Here is a 16588-nt window from a genome sequence, read left to right as displayed (position 1 = left end):
CATCACTTTAGCATTGATTTTGTAATTTTATCTCCTGCATCAAATGGATCAATTTCCTTTGATTGTAATTTCTTTAAATATTTTGCAAATGTTTTATCAGAATCTAACATGTCATCAATCTTTTCACGTATGTTATTTAAAACAATATCTTTTAGTTCGGCTTCTAGTCGTTCTTGATCCTTTTGTTGTTTGGACTTCTTTTTTAATGCCATCATATTTTTGAGAGTTTTTGCAAATTCGGTAATTCCAGTATTCTTTTTTACCGAAGTTTTAAGAATTGCAGGATTTCTCTCAGAATCACCAATAAAATCACGTACTGCATCAAATAGTTGATTTGTTCCACTAAGATCACTTTTGTTTACAAGATAGATATCTCCAATTTCAGTAAGACCAGCTTTGATTGTTTGTATACTGTCACCTGTGTTTGGATTAAAGACTACAACAGTGATATCGGCAATATTAGATATTTCGACTTCCGTTTGTCCAGCCCCTACACTTTCAATTATAATGGGATTAAATCCTGCATATTCTAAAACACGAATACTGTTTCTGAGGGAACGAGATACAGCTCCTGTTGCACCACGAGATGCAATACTACGTATGTAAGTTCCTGAATCAGTTGATTCAGTCATTCTAACTCTATCACCCAAAATTGCACCACCGGTTACATGACTAGTTGGGTCTACTGCCAAAACTGCAGGTTTTGTGCCTAGTTTTTTCATTGCAACTGCAGTTTTGTTTATCAGGGAACTTTTTCCAGCACCAGCAGGTCCAGTTATTCCAATAATAATCGAAGTTCCAGTATTTTTGAAAATTTTCTTTAATAGTTTTTTTGATTCCTTTTGATCATTTTCAACTATAGTGATGGCTTTTGCAATTGCTCCACGTTTTCCTTTCTTCAAGTCAACAAGTAAATCCAATACAAAGTAGTTTTTAGAGGTGCAATAAAATCTTGTGTGTGATCTAGGGTCTTGAATAAATCACAGGGGGAACAGGATCACCTAATGGATGTATCTCGGTTTTCAGTTGAACATGTCCTAGTTCAGGATGTTCTATTTCTAAAACAACAGGATGAATTTCCCAACCATATTTTGGTTCATTTGGAAATGGAACAATTTCAATGAATTCATGATTATAGAATGATTTTTGAAATGTCTCCTCCATTCCAAGAATTTCCATTACTACAGAATCAGTTTTTTCGGATTTATCAAAAAACGCAACTTCTACATGTCCTGTATCATAGTATACTGCATCAACCTGAAATGTCTTACGAAGTTCATCCTTGTCATCATTACCACCGCCAGTCAAAAACAGTATTGCAAGAACAGTAAATACTCCTAAAAAGATTGGGGAGAGAAGTTTTCTTGCCATATTATTTGAATTCTTTTCTCATCTGACGTAAGAATTTTGAGTAAATTCGAATTTTTTCAATTGTTTGGGCTTGGGTTCTTTCAGTTCCAGGTGTAGGATTAGATTTGAAGAATGATTTGATGTCCTTTTCCATAGAATCATCTGCAACTAATGCGATACTTGCAACAATTCTGTTAAACAAGGGATTACCATGTCCTACTTTTTTGCTTAATTTACCCCAATTCTTCTTTAGCCAAGGCCAAAGAATTTTCTTTCCATAAGGATTTGCAGCAATTCTCATAATAGGTAACTGCATGTTTTGAGAACGAACTTCAGATGTTTGGGAAAATTGTAATGTTTTGATTAGTAGTTTTTCATTTTGGAAACTACACATTGCACCTAAGAATCTTAATTTTTCTTCAGTGGTTTTTGCTTTTTTGTATAATGTTACTAATTGTGAGTGGGTCTTTGCATTACCAGTCCATGCAACAAGTGAAAAAACAGTTTCTCTAATATCAGGGTGAAGTGATGAGGGGTTTTTCAAAAACTCTTTGAATTTAGTTTGTGCTTGTTCAAGTACATGCTCATCTCCAAATTTGCCTAATGCAAATATTGTAAATCCTCTCAAAAATGCATCCGTATGTTTGTCTGTTTTTTGGGGAGTCCAACCAAGATTAGATAAAATCTTTCTAAAGTAATTGATGGCATAACTCCTAATTTGTTCGGTATAATCTTCAAAGAAAGTCAAAGATGCTAAAGAGTTTAGATTTGTGGCAACATTTGTTTGTGGAAGGTAAGAATCCTCATCAAAATATGCATCAGAAAAATCCAAATAATTTTCAACATCTTCTTTTCCTGCAACGCACAATGCAAACAAATCGTTTTGTATTGCCCATCTATCTACAGGAGTAATTTGTTTTTGATCAACTAACATTTTGAGATCAAGTAATATTCCATCATCATATTTTACACGATAAAATCCAGTACGTCCAATGTTTGCAACGAATCCAGGTCCATTTGGGGCTTTAACAGTGGTGGATTTTTTTGTCAAAAGTTTTGTCTTTGTCTCGTTTCCCAAACCATAAGTAATTGGAACATGCCACAATCCCTTTTGGGTTTTTTTGGTAGGCTCCATCAAAAAGCGATTTTGTTTGATAATCAAATCTTTGTTCTTTTGAGAGATATCAATTTGAGGAAATCCAGGCTGTTTTAGCCACGAATTAACCATTGCACTTACTGGCATTTTGGAGGCTTTTCCAATTGCATCCCACAAATCTTGTCCTTTGGCATTACCATACTTGAATTCAGAAAGATATTGTTTGAGGCCCGCTCTAAAATTTTTCTCGCCAACATAGTTTTCAAGCATCCTCAAAACACATCCACCTTTATCATAAGATATAGCATCAAAAATTTCTCGAATTTCAGCAGGAGAGTTTACAGTAACATCGATTGGATGAGTTGTCTTAAGAGCATCTAATCCCATCGCAGTGTTCATTGCATCTTCAATGAATTGGTCCCAAAGATTCCATTCAGGGTAAAATTTGTCAACAAACTTTGTTGCCATAAATGTTGCAAAACTTTCGTTTAACCACAAATCATTCCACCATTTCATTGTTACAAGATTACCAAACCACTGGTGTGCAATTTCATGTGAAATTACTTCAGCAATGAATTGTTTTGTTCTAGTTGAAGATGTTTTAGGATCATATAACAAAATTGTTTCTCTAAATGTTATAGCACCCCAGTTTTCCATTGCACCTGCAGCAAAGTCGGGGATTGCAATCAAATCTAATTTAGGTAGAGGATATTTTATTCCAAAATATTTTTCATAAGATGTTAATAGTTTCTTTCCAAGGTCTAGAGAGTATTTTCCTTTTGATTTGTTTCCTTTAGTTGTTACAACTCTAATCTGCACTTTACCAGTTTTTCCAGTTAGATATTCAAATTCACCAACACCCAGATAAATCAAATAAGTTGAAACGATAGGTGTTTTGTCAAATTTGTAAAGAGTTTTGTTTTTGAGTTTTTTCTTGGATTGAACAGGCATATTTGATATAGCAGTAAATTTGTTGTCAGCAATAATTGAAATTTCAAATGTTGCCTTTGCTTCAGGCTCATCCCAACATGGAAATGCCCTTCTAGCATCAGCAGCCTCGAATTGAGTGGTTGCAAGATATTTTGTTTTTCCACCTTGTTTATACTGACTGCGATAAAATCCCAACAATCGATCATTTAGAATTCCTTGAAACTCAAGATGGATTGTTGCCTTGCCTTTGATTTTTTCTCCCAATTTTATTGATAGTCTCTCTTTTTTCTCATCAGTTTTTGGAATTGATTTTATTATTTTAGAGCCAGATGTCACAGTACAGGATTTGATTTTAATTTCTGCACAATCCATAGAAATTAGATTTGTTGTCTTTTTACAGGAAACAATAATAGTTTCAGTTCCCAAGAATGTGAATTTTTTAAGATCGGGCTCAAATGTTAATTCATAATTTATGGGATTAACGTCCACGTTTGGGGTGACTATGATACTCTTTAAGTAGATTTTCTATTAAAAAGCAAATCAGAAAATCAAATAAAGCCTTTAAAATATACAAAATATCGAATAATATCATGAAACAGAAGACGCAAACAAGAAACATCAAGATTTTAGTTGCAAAATTGGGTCTAGATGGACACGATAGAGGAGCACTTGTGTTGTGTAGAGCATTCAGAGATGCAGGAATGGAAGTTATCTATTCAGGATTATTTGCGACTCCAGAGAGAGTTGCACAAATTGCAGAAGATGAAGATGTAGATGCAATTGCAATGAGTTTACTTAATGGAGCACATGGAACATTATTCCCAAGAGTAGTCAAAGCCCTCAAAAAGAAAAAGATTAACGATGTTCTAGTAGTTGGCGGAGGAGTAATTCCAGAAATTGATCATAAAGATTTGATTAAAGCTGGTATTGACCACGTATTTGGACCTGGTACCCCATTACCTACAATTATTGATCATATCAATACAGGTGTAGGTAAATTAAGAAAAATATAAGAAAAAAGAATTATTCTGTGGAATCAGGCCACATCATTTTACGCATTTCTTTACCAACTTTTTCAATTTGGTGTTCGTCATATTGTTTCATGTATTTGTCAAATGCATCTTTACCATTTTTCTGGTATTCAGAAATCCACTCGTTGTTGAATGTACCATCTTGAATCATGGTTAGAACTTTTTTCATGTTCTCTTTGTTTGCAGAATCCATCACCATTGGTCCACGTGTTAAACCGCCATATCTTGCAGTTTCACTTACACGTCTCCACATTCCATTGATACCATATCTTTGAATCATATCTACAATGAGTTTGAGTTCATGTAGGACTTCAAAGTATGCAATTTCTGGTTGATATCCTGCTTCAACTAGAGTTTCAAATGCGTTTGTCACCATAGAAGCTGCACCACCACAAAGGTCTGCTTGTTCACCAAACCAATCAGTTTCTACTTCTTCTTTGAAAGCAGTTTTGATTAATCCGGCTCTTGCACTTCCAATTGCTTTTGCAATTCCCAATGTTCTATCCCAAGCTTTTCCTGTAAAGTCTTGTTCAACTGCAACAATAGCTGGAGTTCCAAAATTATCAAGATATGTTTCTCTTACTTTGGAACCAGGTCCTTTTGGTGCAATCATGATTAAATCAACATTGTTTGGTGCTTCAATCCATTTCCAATAGATTGCAGCTGCATGAGAAAATGACAATGCTTTTCCTTCAGAAAGATTTGGTCCGATTTCATCTTTGTATACTTGACCTTGAATCATATCTGGAATCAGTATATGAATAATGTCTGCCTGTTTTGTGGCATCTGCTACTGACATTACTTTGTGACCATCAGCTTCGGCTTTTTTCCAGCTATTACCGCCTTCTTTAAGACCGATTATAACATTAAGACCAGAGTCTTTCATGTTGTTTGCTTGAGCATCACCTTGAATTCCATAACCAATTACAGCAATTGTTTGATCTTTTATCGGATCAAGACTGATATCGGTATCTTTCCATGTTTGTGCCATGATTTTGGCAGATTTTATTGCAAATATTAACTATGAAAAACATTTGACGAATGAAATGGCTACAAATAACTACAAAAAAATGCTGTTATCTTATTATCTTCATACTTACTTAACATAATGAGATGGGCATAAATTTCATTGACACAATCGTGGTACGCCACACCAAAGAGAGAGGAACAGCAACTGAAGAAAAACCAGTTTTGCCAGCTGAGTATATGGGGAAAAATACAAACAAAGTAAATGAAGATAGACTAAAGCTTGCAGGAAATCTTATGATCATGGCAAACAAGGGTACAAAAAAGATCAATCTCTCTGAATTGGAAAAACCAACTCTTCCAGCAGACTTTAAGGGTCATTATATCAGTGCTGGGAAGGGAACAAAGAGGATTAAGATCTAATTCTCATTTTTTGTTTTTTATTACCAAAAAGAATAAGCGGTTTATTGTTGTAATAGATACATGGTCAAATGTTGTCGTTGTGAGGAATTTATTGAAAATGAGAAGATGAATGGTTTTTGGGGACAAGAAGAAGATACAAAACCAATTTGTAATAAATGTCTCAAAAAGATTCATGATTTAGATGGTAAAGATATCGAAATAAGAAATAGAATTGAAAAATGGCTTAGTGAAGAAAATATTTCATTTAATGAAGTTAATGAACCAAAAAATGTATTTCATTTTTTACTTCAAGATATCGGTCCATTAAAAATGAGAATTGAAGTATTTCAAGACAAAAATAATTTAGATGTCATAACAGGGTTTATGACGTTTCTAAGTAAGGAATTGACATTTAATTTGTATAGATTTTCAGAAGAACAAAAAGAGGAATTCAAGAAAAAGGTAGATGATTTTCTCTCAACATTAAGAGTAGACTATAGAACAGGGATCAGAGTAGGCTACGAAATCATTTCAGAAAGAGGGCATTATGGTGCAAAATATTTCATAAGAACAAAACAAGAGGATTTAGACAAGGAAAAATTTTTGAAAATTTTAAACATGACAAAAGAGACAGGTTTGAAATCAGATGAATTTTTGAGTCAAACACTAACTAATCAATAGTTGGTTTTTCAATATTCAAACACAGCATATTCTTATCAGAATTTGTAATGTTGATTTTGAGAGACAAGTCGTCTGCCATCTTTTGATGTGCACATGCAAGAAAATGAGAGAATTCATCACTAATTCCATGGTGGATATTCAATACATGAACCCCATCATCATGAGTATGTTTTACAGAACCAAATCGCATTGCATTAATTTCAAGTATCTGCATGAAATTTTCAAAATCCATTTTATCAAAAGTCATGAATAATAATTCTCGAGGAACAGTTCCTCCCAGATCATGAGCTATTGATTCAATTGTTTTTTGATCTAAATTTTTGAATATTTTTCCTATCAACCGTTTGGTAATAGGAACAAATCCCATTTCATCAGCATATCTTTTCCAGGTTACATGATGTTTGGCAATACTAGATATCAAAGAGTTAAGACTGATTCCTTTTTTCTCAGCATCTAAAAGTAATTCATCGTAAATTGTTTTATCAATTCGACAAGAAACATTTGCAGAATTTTTTTTTCCATTAGATGTCAAATTTTCCTCCAGAAAGAGGGTTTCGATAAATTACATTGGAAGTGATATTTGTCATTCAACTCACCATAACTATATGATCGCCATAATATTTATGATTATTTTAATATTATACTATTATATGCGAATAATATGATTGCAATTACGGCATTTTACTTTAACAGATTCATCAGGAATACGAATGAATTTTTTTGAGCCACATTCAGGGCAAATTGGACAAGCACGTACAGGTTCCATCAGTGTTTTGTAGGATTGGTATCAGATTTAGAAATTACGGATAACCTATTTTTTGCATTAATTTTTGTCAGAAATTCATAAACAGCATTTGGAACATAGTCTTTCCAATTTTCATCAGATATTATCATTGAGCGGATTTTAGTTGCATTGTATTGTTTTCGATCTAAGAAGTCAGGTTTTACAACAATTATTCCAGAATCAGCTAAAAGCATAGAGACATAGTCATTCCCACTGTATACTTTATCAAAATGAGGTAATGCAGATTGCAAATAGGATGCCCATGTTGCAACGTTAAACTGATTCTCTATGGACATTACAAAACATTTTCTCAAATCAAGGTTTGCTTCTTTGAGAGAATTATGAATCATTTCAATTCTTTCGCCAGCAGTAAATGGATCTTTTTCCAAATAATTGAACTGTGCACTAGTTATTGCAATAATTACTTCATCACATTGATCAAGAATTTGTTTAACTAATTCCAGATGACCCAAATGAAAAGGCTGAAACCTTCCCATCATCAATCCACGCATAATGAGTCATCAAATTTGATTGTATTAAATTTAGTCTATTTTATTTTGCCACTGCCAAGTATTCTAATTGTAGGCGATTCAGGTTTCAAGATTATTGCAACTTGTCCAGATTTACATACAATTGGTTTTTCAAAAGTGAGTTTGAGTGGAGATATTGAAGAGAATTTTGCAGCCTTTATTTGCAATCCTATGTTGACTAGACAACCTTGATTTTCTGCAATCTCACTTTTGTAAAAAGGACTTTTTTGAAAATCAATTTCAATTTCAGTTTTAACATCCACTGCACCTTCTTCACAAATAACATCGCCACGTCCAACTTCATCAGGTTTGGCGCCTTTTACTGCCAAACCCACTCTTGCAGGACATATCGATTCATCAACAGGATCATCATGCATTTGAATTGATTTTATAAGGACATCAATTCCAGCAGGATATAATTTCAAATTATCATATTGTTTTACTTTACCATTGGTGACTTTACCTAAAATCACAGTTCCTACACCCTTTACATCAAAACAATGGTCTATCACCATTTCTGAAACTCCGTCAGAAGTAATTGGTTCAAGTTTATCCATTTCTTCTTTAATTTTGTCTTGATCAACCTTAGCGTAATTTTCAACTACAGTACCTTTGATCATTGCATCCAACTTAGATTCATCAACTTCAAAGGTATGAGACAGAATTCCTTTTTCTTTTTTTAGAGAATCAAGTGCAATGATTTGCTCCCCAGTGAATTTATCTAATTTATCAACATGTAATATCACATATTCTGCAAGATTAATTGCTTGAAACAATGGCTGAATTTTATCTGGGAACCCACTTGGAGCAACCCATGTTTTGATTATGTCAGATTCCTTTCGATCATAAAGGGTCAGATCAGTTTCAGTTCCTTTCTTCCCAAATTCTGATGCAATATCTTGCTTACCTAAAACTACGAAGTTAATTGATTTTACCACAAGAAAATTTTAGAATTAGGCACTAAAAACCATACGAAAAGAAATGTTATGGAAAGGTGTTCAGTACAGCAGCATAACTTGCAAACCTATGATTTTTTGGTTTAACGAGTTTCTGGTGATATTTACTGATAGTTTTTCCAGTTGCACCATTCAGGCCAAGAGGTCCCAAAACGTAATTTTTGTCATCAGCCCAACGCAAAACTTCATCAGAAGGTGCATAATGGTTTAAGATTTTTTTATTGACAATGGTTCGAAGTGCTTTTCCATATTTTTTTGAAGACGGTACATCTTCAGTAATAGAAGCCCCAAAAAAGTAAACACTCTCTAAAATTCCAGAATTTTGTTCCTTTTTTGCAAGATATTCAATTGTACTTAGTATCACTTGAGAGCCTAGCGAATGTCCCATTAACCGTATCTTTGTTTTTGGGTTAGATTTTTTGAAATCCTCAATGAATTTACCTAGATTGCGTCCATTCTTTTTTGCAATACTTTGGCCTACAGCAAGAGCATGTTTTGCATGTTTGATCAAATGAGCCCCAGTTGTGTTAGAATCATAACTAAATCCAATTACAGGATGAGAATAACCCAATTTACGTAATCTATTACGTGCCAATACAACCTTTGCAATGGCACCCGCATTGTCATTTCTCAAACCATGAATCATTATGGTTAATTCCTTTGAACCATCTAATTTCTGAAAATCTTTTTTTGGGTAAAGATAATAGTTATTTTTCTTTAGGGTTTTTCCAGTTTTAAGATCATAGTAACCTCTTGTTGAAATTCTTGGAATGGGTTTCATTTTATTCTGAAGGTCCTAGTTGTTTTTTGTATTTTTCAATATCAGATTCTTCAACTCGGGCAAATAATGGTGAGGAATCACCAAGTGTATGCCCAGAAGGTATTCCCAAAGCAGACATATCACTCCAATTTTGTTCATTTACCTTACCATCTAGTGCAAGTTGAACCCAAATGTTTTGAGCAGATTTAGGAATGAATGGGAATACTGCTATTGCCAAGCTTCTAACTGCATTGACAGAAAGATAAACACAAGATGCAGTACCAGGACCTTTCTTCCAAGGTTCCTTATGTTGAAAGTACTGATTAAAGTAGGATGAAAACTCCATAATCTTCTTTAGTGCTCTATCAAGATGATTTTGCTCCATCAAAGTACCAACATCAGTTGCAAGAGATTTAATTTTTTGTTCTGCCTCAGAATCTTTTTCGTCAAAGTTTTCAGGATCTGGAATTTTTCCATCAAATGCTTTTTTGGTGAATCCTAATGCACGATTAACAAAGTTTCCAAGATTTCCAATTAATTCAGAATTTATTCTTGTTGTAAAATCATCCCAGTCAAAATTCAAGTCATCTTGAGAATAAGGATTGATAGATACAAGATAGAATCGCAAATAGTCTGCAGGGTAATACTCTAAGAATTGTTTTAATCCAATATACCAATTTCTGCTCTTTGAGATTTTTTTTCCTTGAAGTGTAAGGTGCCCTCTTGTAGGAATGTAATCAGGTAGTTTGTATTCATTTTCAATTCCCAATCGCATGGCAGGTAAAAACAGATAGTGATGATAAACAATGTCTTTTCCGATAAAGTGGTAGATATCAGATGAATTCCAAAATTCTTTTCCGTCAATGCCTTTGTCATTTAGGAATTTCAGTGCAGTAGAGATGTATGCCAAGTGATTATCAAACCAACCATAGAAGACCTTGTCTGTTGTACCATCAAGTGGAACAGGAACGCCCCAAGTAATGTCTCGGGTAATATCCCAATCAATTAAACCAGATTTTATCCAGTTCTGTACATATTTTTTTACATCTTTTTGAAGATGTTCATTTTCATCTAGCCATTTTGAGAGAGGCTCTCCAAAATTTTTGAGTTTGAAAAAGTAATGTGTTGTCTTCTCTTTTGTAGGAGGCTGATTACATAATGAACATTTAGGATCTGTAATCTCTTCAGGGACACGACCACAACTTTCGCATAGATCAGAGTATTGGTCTTCTGCTTTACAATATGGGCAGGTACCCTTAACATATCTGTCAGGTAGGAATTTTTTGTCGTTATTACAATAAAATTGAATTATTTCTTGCTCGTATATGTGACCTGCATCATTGAGTTTTTTGAACACATCTTGAACAAATTGAATATTTTCAGGAGAACTAGTCTTGTAAAAATAATCAAAATCAATGTCAAAGGCGGTAAAGTCCTCATAGTCACGTTTATTCCAATGAGCAACATATTCTGCAGGGGTTTTTCCTTCTTTTTCAGATTGAATCAAAATTGGAGTTCCAAAATCATCAGATGCACAAACATAGTATGCCTCAACACCATTTTGTTTTAGAAACCTAGTTGTGACATCTGCAGGCAAATAGGTAGATGCGACATGCCCTAGGTGAATCTCACCGTTTGCATAAGGTAATGCACTAGTAATGATAGCTTTTTTGTTCATTAGATATTATCAAAAGCAGTGTTGGGGTTAAGAAGTTTTACCAGCTGTTTGCATACTTTACTTGTTCAGGAGTAAGTTTGTCAATTTTTACATCCATTGCCTTTAGTGCATCAACTGCAACTTGTGTATCAATCTCTTCAGGTACATTGATGATTTTGTTTTCCATCTTTTTGTGGTTTTTTAGGATGTACATTACAGATAGAATCTGATTTGAGAATGATTGTGCCATTACTTCGGGAGGATGTCCTTCTGCAGCAACCAAGTTTGCAAGACGACCTTGTCCAATGAGATAAACTTTCTTTCCATTTTTTAGCACACATTCATCAAGTGCAGGTCTTACTTCTTTAACAGATTTTGATTCCTTTAGCAAAAATTTACTATCAATTTCTACATCAAAATGGCCAACATTTCCCATGATTGCACCATCTTTCATTTTTAGAATGTGTTCTTTTCTAATTACACTAGTCATTCCAGTACAAGTGATAAAGATGTCACCTAACTTTGCAGCTTGCGCCATTGGCATTACCTCAAAACCATCCATGTGAGCCTCAAGAGCTTTTACAGGATCAATCTCAGTTACAATTACTTTAGAACCCATTCCACTACATCTTGATGCAACACCACGACCAACCCAACCATAACCTACAACTACAACACGCTTTGATGCTAGAAGTAAGTTCATAGCACGAAGGTATCCATCTATTGTACTTTGACCAGTACCATATCTATTATCAAACATATGTTTTGTGTATGCTTCATTTACCAGGATTACAGGATATCTTAATTTTCCTTGATTCTCAACAGCCCTAATTCTAGTTACACCTGCAGTTGTCTCTTCAGTTGCACCTAAAATTTCCATGTCCTTAAATCGCTTATCAAAATGAGCTTTGACATTCATGTCTGCTCCATCATCAGTAAGAATTGTTGGTTTGTGTTTTAGGACTTGGTCAATACACCAATCATATTCTTTTACAGATTGACCATGCCATGCATAAACATGAATTCCTTGAGATGCTAAAAATGCCGCAATATTGTCTTGTGTAGTTAGTGGATTTCCGCCACAACATGCAACAGTTGCACCAAGTTCTTTTGCCCCCATTAATAATACCGAAGTCTCTTTTGTGATATGGAGACAAAATCCAAGGGTGATTCCTTTGAGAGGTTTTGATTTTTTTAATCGATTAATTGTATTATCTAGAATTTGCATGTGTGATCTTGCCCATTCATAGGATAGTTTTCCTTCTTTGATCAGTTTTGGGCTAGACTTAACTTTACTCATAAACAAAATCTCATTCGGAGATATAAAACCCTATCATGCGAATGTAAATAAATGACAAAATTAACAAAAAATCATGGCTTGGAAGAAAATTGCTGAAAAAGGAGACATTGATGCAGGTAAAGGCAAAGCATTTGAGATTGATGGAAAACAGATTGCAATTTTTAATCAAGACGGATATCATGCAATAGATGATCTCTGTGTTCATCAGGACGGATCAATTGCACCAGGAAAACTTGACGGAGACATTGTGGAATGTCCACTGCATTTTTGGCATTACAACATCAAAACAGGAGAATTGACAGATTATCTCAAAGATGTAAAGTTAGAGACATACCCTGTCGAAGCAAGAGATGACGGCATCTATGTAGATGTTTAGAAAATTTAGGCACAATTTTTATTCTCAGTTTTTGCAAATCATTTATTGAATCAAGAAATCATTGATGAGATAAAAAATCAAGATTATTCTTCCATCACAAGTACAATCGAAAATTTTCTAGAAGAGCAAATGGAAAAAAATCATGCAAAAGGACTCATTTTAGGATTAAGCGGGGGAATTGACTCAGCAGTTTTAGCATACATTTGCAAAAGAAAATTTGCAGATAAAACAATAGCAATAGTCATGCCAGATACTGGAATCACACCAAAAACAGAAACTGAAGATGCACTAAAGATGATATCATTAACAGGAATTCAATACAAGCTAATTGACATCAACCCAATAGTAAATGAATACTCTATGTATTTAGAACCAAATGAAAGGGCAAAAGGAAATCTTCGAGCAAGAGTTAGAACAAATATTTTGTATTATTATGCAAATGCCAAAAACTATCTAGTGTTAGGATCAAGTGATAAAAGTGAATATCTGATTGGGTATTTTACAAAATTTGGGGACGGTGCATCAGATGTTACACCCATCATTTCATTGTATAAACTCCAAGTAAGAGAGATTGCAAAATATTTAGGCGTTCCAGAAAATGTAATTTTAAAAAAGAGCAGTCCTCATTTGTGGAAAGACCATGAAGCAGAAGATGAGCTTGGAATTTCATATGAGGAAATAGATTCTATTCTTTATTGTTTATTTGAAAAGAACCTCTCAGTAGAAGAAACTCAAAAGATAACAGGAATAGAAATTTCTACAATAGAGAAAATCAAAGAACTAAACAAAAACAGTGAACATAAAAGATTGCCAGCACAAAAACCAGATAGAGAGTGAAATGAAACTACAAAATACATTATCAAACGCTGAACAGGAATTAGACATATCAAAAAAAGTGAAAATTTATCTTTGCGGAGTTACAGTTTATGATGAATCCCATATTGGTCATGCACGAACAATCATAGTCTTTGATGTGCTTCGAAAATACCTAGAAAATAAGGGAATAGAGATTGAGTTTATTCAAAATTTCACAGATGTTGATGATAAAATAATCAACCGAGCTCAATCAGAAAATACTAGTGCGGACGCAATCAGTACAAAATACATTGAAAATTATTTTCATGACTTTGATGGTTTAAATGTAAAACGTGCAACAAACTATCCAAAGGCAACAGAACACATTGAAGACATCATCAAGTTTATTGAAAAATTAATTGAAAAACAAATTGCATATGTATCAAAGAATGGAGTATATTTTGCAGTATCAAAATTTCCAGAATATGGTAAATTATCAAAAAAGAAGATTGATGAATTAGAATCAGGTGCAAGAATTGAAGTCGATGAGGCAAAGAACAATCCTCTAGATTTTGCAGTATGGAAGTTTTCAGACGTTGAACCTGTGTGGGACAGTCCATGGGGAAAAGGAAGACCAGGGTGGCACATAGAGTGTTCAGCAATGAGTACAAAGTATCTAGGAGAAAATTTTGATATTCATGGAGGAGGAAGAGACCTGATATTTCCTCATCATGAAAACGAAATTGCACAATCTGAATCATTTACAGGTAATCAGTTTGCAAAAATCTGGATGCATGTAGGAATGGTCACCATTGATGGAGAGAAAATGTCAAAATCTATTGGAAACATAAAGTCAATCAAACATGTATTAGAAAATTGGGGACCAAACATTATCAGATTGTTCTGCTTGTCAGGACATTATTCAAAGCCAATTGATTATTCTGAAGAATTATTGAAAGAGAATTTAACAAAATGGCGACAGGTTGAAACTTGCTACTATGAGTTAATTCATGCAAATAGTGAAAATAATGAAAATGTCAGCCCCACAGTAGAAAAATTGGGCTCAGAATTCGATAAAGCACTTGAGGATGATTTTAACACTCATCTTGCATTATCTGCATTTTTTCAACTAGTCAAAGAAGCCAACAGATTAGCAGCTGAGGAAAAGTTAGGAAAAGAAGACGCTAAAATCATCAAACATGAATTTCAAAGAATGCTCAAAATTTTAGGATTGGTCATTCCAGAGATGACAGCAGATATGAAAAAAGAGATTGACACTATGATTGAGAATAGAGAAAAGTTCCGACAAGAAAAACAATTCCAAGAAGCAGATAAAATTCGTGACAAACTTAACGAAATGAATGTAGAGCTGATAGATCATAAAGGTAAAACAATCTGGATGAAAAAAGAAAACATCAAAGCTGAAAAATAAAAAAGAGAGAAGAATTAAGGATTAACCATTGTTAATTTTGCCTCAATTCTGTCATAGTATCCGTTTTGGTCCATAGCAGGAACATAAAATGTTGCAGAAACTACATCTCCAACACCTGCACTACAATCTGCCACAACGACAGAATGACCTAAAACAGACTCACCAACACAGCCATAATCAGTAACAGCAATGACCGATACATCTTCAGTAACTAGTGTTGGAACTATATTCCAAGGAGTTAATGTGAAAACTAGTATTACTGAAGTTGCTGCGGCCAAAATCAACATGAATTTTAGCCGTGGTGTTTTTGTTTGTGTGGTTTGTTGCATTTCTCCTCAATATGATTTACATTTTACAGAATATAACCTAGAGGAAACTTTTGATTCTAGTGCTAACTATTTGATATTTATGAATACCAGAACTTTTTACAATTATTGCATTTAAAAAAAAGTTCATACTGATTTGAAACTTCAGATTTTTGAGCATCAAAATTTTTAGAGCCACATGTAGGGCATGCATTGTCTAAAGCCATATCAGATATCTTTCATCCTCTTTGAATAATCATAATGAAATATTTGTTGAGGAGTAATCTCGATGGCAACCTCATTTTTAACATTTTTTTTCAGTATTTTTGATAATGTAGACTCTTTATCTCCAAGATATTTCTTCATCAAAATCTTTAGAATTTCTTCACCCATTTCATCAATTATTTTTGCAGAGCCACTTCCACGGATTCCTTTGTACGGAGGTTTATCAGATGCAATTTCAAAACCACATGTAGGGTTTTTTTCTAAATATGAAACAACCTTTGCAGATTTTTGTGTTGCACAGTAAATTTTATCCCCAATTTGCTCATACCAAAGTGAGATAATATTGGGAACTCCATCAGATTTTAAAAAAGCAATCCTAATGGGAATTTTGATGTCAGACAAAATGGATTCTAAAGTCAGTTTATCAAGTTTTTGCATAGTCACACCTTAATTTTCACTAATACAGATTTTGTGTAACAAAAATCACAAGACCAATCTTCAAATTCTTTTCCACAATTTTTGCATTTAAATACAGAGATCAAACTCATATTGTATCTATGTGTTTTATGATATTTAACTAGTGGGAAAAATTGTTCCTAGTGGTAAAAAATGAAAAATGGGGGGTTAGTTGTGTCTAGGAGATGCTTTTCCAGTAACTTTTACTATGTCAGGATCAGAACACACAGTCTCGACATTTTTAATACTCATCAAACCTGAAAAGATTACACCATCTTCCCATTTTGATGCAGTCACCTCTATAGGATACTTGTTTCTGCCTTCTTCTTGTTTTTGTTGTAAGTCAGTTCCTTCCCTGTACTGGACATACAGGTTGACATGAGGAATTTTGGCTCCCATGTAATCCTTAAGATTCATCTCCAACATCATGACTTTGATCAACAATTGTGGATCTACATGTGGCAATGATTGTACAACTTGCTGGAAGAACTGATGAAAATAAGGTTCTACACTAGTATGTTGTTCTCTAGATTCTTGAACTAGGGCGGTCATGAGG

Annotated in this window: 19 protein-coding genes; 6 read left to right on the top strand and 13 right to left on the bottom strand. The window is 33.9% G+C overall.

All coding sequences use genetic code 11. From position 1 onward, the window contains the following. Positions 1-2: 2 nt before the first annotated feature. Genes meaB through Nisw_RS08765 form a run of 3 tightly spaced genes read right to left on the bottom strand, consistent with a single transcriptional unit; the run spans position 3 to position 3865 of the window. The gene (meaB, locus tag Nisw_RS08775; RefSeq protein WP_141978330.1) at positions 3-920 is read right to left on the bottom strand and encodes a methylmalonyl Co-A mutase-associated GTPase MeaB; all 918 of its coding nucleotides are present in this window, start codon (positions 918-920) and stop codon (positions 3-5) included. Between the two features lie 43 nt (positions 921-963). Beyond that, complete coding sequence (locus tag Nisw_RS08770; RefSeq protein ID WP_141978328.1) at positions 964-1371, bottom strand: hypothetical protein; 408 nt, start codon at positions 1369-1371, stop codon at positions 964-966. A 1-nt stretch (position 1372) separates the two neighbouring features. Continuing rightward, positions 1373-3865 carry a M1 family metallopeptidase gene (locus Nisw_RS08765; protein ID WP_141978326.1) on the bottom strand — a complete coding sequence of 831 codons (2493 nt, stop codon included), beginning with the start codon at positions 3863-3865 and terminating at the stop codon, positions 1373-1375. A 101-nt stretch (positions 3866-3966) separates the two neighbouring features. Between Nisw_RS08765 and Nisw_RS08760 the strand changes: the two genes are divergently transcribed. Further along, on the top strand, positions 3967-4389 hold the full coding sequence (locus tag Nisw_RS08760; protein WP_141978324.1) for a cobalamin B12-binding domain-containing protein: 423 nt from the start codon (positions 3967-3969) through the stop codon (positions 4387-4389). A gap of 10 nt (positions 4390-4399) precedes the next feature. On the opposite strand, the gene ilvC is transcribed toward Nisw_RS08760, so the two are convergent. Further along, positions 4400-5398 carry a ketol-acid reductoisomerase gene (gene ilvC, locus Nisw_RS08755; protein WP_012215342.1) on the bottom strand — a complete coding sequence of 333 codons (999 nt, stop codon included), beginning with the start codon at positions 5396-5398 and terminating at the stop codon, positions 4400-4402. A 122-nt stretch (positions 5399-5520) separates the two neighbouring features. Here ilvC and Nisw_RS08750 point away from each other — a divergent pair, with 122 nt between their 5' ends. Beyond that, positions 5521-5796: a hypothetical protein gene (locus Nisw_RS08750; protein ID WP_141978322.1), complete on the top strand. Its 276-nt coding sequence runs from the start codon at positions 5521-5523 to the stop codon at positions 5794-5796. A gap of 60 nt (positions 5797-5856) precedes the next feature. Next, positions 5857-6456 carry a DUF2299 family protein gene (locus tag Nisw_RS08745; RefSeq protein ID WP_141978320.1) on the top strand — a complete coding sequence of 200 codons (600 nt, stop codon included), beginning with the start codon at positions 5857-5859 and terminating at the stop codon, positions 6454-6456. On the opposite strand, the gene Nisw_RS08740 is transcribed toward Nisw_RS08745, so the two are convergent. From Nisw_RS08740 to Nisw_RS08715, 6 genes are all read right to left on the bottom strand, one after another. Continuing rightward, positions 6446-6988: a hypothetical protein gene (locus Nisw_RS08740; protein WP_141978318.1), complete on the bottom strand. Its 543-nt coding sequence runs from the start codon at positions 6986-6988 to the stop codon at positions 6446-6448. The two genes, Nisw_RS08745 and Nisw_RS08740, sit on opposite strands and share 11 nt — an antisense overlap. Before the next feature lie 233 nt (positions 6989-7221). Next, entirely contained in the window at positions 7222-7752 is a 531-nt protein-coding gene (locus Nisw_RS08735) for a nicotinamide-nucleotide adenylyltransferase (protein ID WP_141978316.1), read from the bottom strand. Positions 7753-7787: 35 nt separating this feature from the next. Then, positions 7788-8708, bottom strand: coding sequence for an EF-Tu/IF-2/RF-3 family GTPase (locus Nisw_RS08730; protein WP_141978314.1), 921 nt, complete (start codon positions 8706-8708; stop codon positions 7788-7790). A gap of 46 nt (positions 8709-8754) precedes the next feature. Beyond that, on the bottom strand, positions 8755-9507 hold the full coding sequence (locus tag Nisw_RS08725; protein ID WP_141978312.1) for a DUF726 domain-containing protein: 753 nt from the start codon (positions 9505-9507) through the stop codon (positions 8755-8757). Between the two features lies 1 nt (position 9508). Beyond that, complete coding sequence (gene metG / locus Nisw_RS08720) at positions 9509-11164, bottom strand: methionine--tRNA ligase (protein ID WP_141978310.1); 1656 nt, start codon at positions 11162-11164, stop codon at positions 9509-9511. Positions 11165-11201: 37 nt separating this feature from the next. After that, positions 11202-12443 (bottom strand): adenosylhomocysteinase, encoded by a 1242-nt coding sequence (locus tag Nisw_RS08715; RefSeq protein ID WP_141978308.1) that lies wholly within the window; start codon positions 12441-12443, stop codon positions 11202-11204. 73 nt (positions 12444-12516) lie between these two features. Between Nisw_RS08715 and Nisw_RS08710 the strand changes: the two genes are divergently transcribed. Genes Nisw_RS08710 through cysS form a run of 3 tightly spaced genes read left to right on the top strand, consistent with a single transcriptional unit; the run spans position 12517 to position 15046 of the window. Next, positions 12517-12819, top strand: coding sequence for a Rieske 2Fe-2S domain-containing protein (locus tag Nisw_RS08710; RefSeq protein ID WP_012215348.1), 303 nt, complete (start codon positions 12517-12519; stop codon positions 12817-12819). Positions 12820-12864: 45 nt separating this feature from the next. Beyond that, positions 12865-13656, top strand: a complete 792-nt coding sequence (locus tag Nisw_RS08705) for an NAD+ synthase (protein ID WP_141978306.1) — start codon at positions 12865-12867, stop codon at positions 13654-13656. Between the two features lies 1 nt (position 13657). Beyond that, entirely contained in the window at positions 13658-15046 is a 1389-nt protein-coding gene (gene cysS, locus Nisw_RS08700; protein WP_141978304.1) for a cysteine--tRNA ligase, read from the top strand. Between the two features lie 14 nt (positions 15047-15060). On the opposite strand, the gene Nisw_RS08695 is transcribed toward cysS, so the two are convergent. The 3 genes from Nisw_RS08695 to Nisw_RS08685 all read right to left on the bottom strand — a co-directional run bounded on the left by Nisw_RS08695 (position 15061) and on the right by Nisw_RS08685 (position 16584). Then, entirely contained in the window at positions 15061-15375 is a 315-nt protein-coding gene (locus Nisw_RS08695) for a hypothetical protein (RefSeq protein ID WP_185736619.1), read from the bottom strand. A 204-nt stretch (positions 15376-15579) separates the two neighbouring features. After that, positions 15580-16014, bottom strand: coding sequence for a pyridoxamine 5'-phosphate oxidase family protein (locus tag Nisw_RS08690; protein ID WP_141978302.1), 435 nt, complete (start codon positions 16012-16014; stop codon positions 15580-15582). Positions 16015-16200: 186 nt separating this feature from the next. Then, positions 16201-16584 (bottom strand): hypothetical protein, encoded by a 384-nt coding sequence (locus Nisw_RS08685; RefSeq protein WP_141978300.1) that lies wholly within the window; start codon positions 16582-16584, stop codon positions 16201-16203. Between the last annotated feature and the right edge of the window lie 4 nt (positions 16585-16588).

Source organism: Candidatus Nitrosopumilus sp. SW (assembly GCF_006740685.1).
GTDB lineage: Archaea > Thermoproteota > Nitrososphaeria > Nitrososphaerales > Nitrosopumilaceae > Nitrosopumilus.
Note: the sequence above shows the minus strand (reverse complement) of the source record. Positions and strands in the feature narration are given on the sequence as shown.

Coding starts and splice junctions, on each gene's coding strand:
- Nisw_RS08770 (WP_141978328.1), bottom strand. CDS start 1,371: ATGGCAAGAAAACTTCTCTCCCCAATCTTTTTAGGAGTATTTACTGTT.
- Nisw_RS08760 (WP_141978324.1), top strand. CDS start 3,967: ATGAAACAGAAGACGCAAACAAGAAACATCAAGATTTTAGTTGCAAAA.
- ilvC (WP_012215342.1), bottom strand. CDS start 5,398: ATGGCACAAACATGGAAAGATACCGATATCAGTCTTGATCCGATAAAA.
- Nisw_RS08750 (WP_141978322.1), top strand. CDS start 5,521: ATGGGCATAAATTTCATTGACACAATCGTGGTACGCCACACCAAAGAG.
- Nisw_RS08745 (WP_141978320.1), top strand. CDS start 5,857: ATGGTCAAATGTTGTCGTTGTGAGGAATTTATTGAAAATGAGAAGATG.
- Nisw_RS08735 (WP_141978316.1), bottom strand. CDS start 7,752: ATGCGTGGATTGATGATGGGAAGGTTTCAGCCTTTTCATTTGGGTCAT.
- Nisw_RS08725 (WP_141978312.1), bottom strand. CDS start 9,507: ATGAAACCCATTCCAAGAATTTCAACAAGAGGTTACTATGATCTTAAA.
- metG (WP_141978310.1), bottom strand. CDS start 11,164: ATGAACAAAAAAGCTATCATTACTAGTGCATTACCTTATGCAAACGGT.
- Nisw_RS08715 (WP_141978308.1), bottom strand. CDS start 12,443: ATGAGTAAAGTTAAGTCTAGCCCAAAACTGATCAAAGAAGGAAAACTA.
- Nisw_RS08710 (WP_012215348.1), top strand. CDS start 12,517: ATGGCTTGGAAGAAAATTGCTGAAAAAGGAGACATTGATGCAGGTAAA.
- cysS (WP_141978304.1), top strand. CDS start 13,658: ATGAAACTACAAAATACATTATCAAACGCTGAACAGGAATTAGACATA.
- Nisw_RS08695 (WP_185736619.1), bottom strand. CDS start 15,375: ATGCAACAAACCACACAAACAAAAACACCACGGCTAAAATTCATGTTG.
- Nisw_RS08690 (WP_141978302.1), bottom strand. CDS start 16,014: ATGCAAAAACTTGATAAACTGACTTTAGAATCCATTTTGTCTGACATC.
- Nisw_RS08685 (WP_141978300.1), bottom strand. CDS start 16,584: ATGACCGCCCTAGTTCAAGAATCTAGAGAACAACATACTAGTGTAGAA.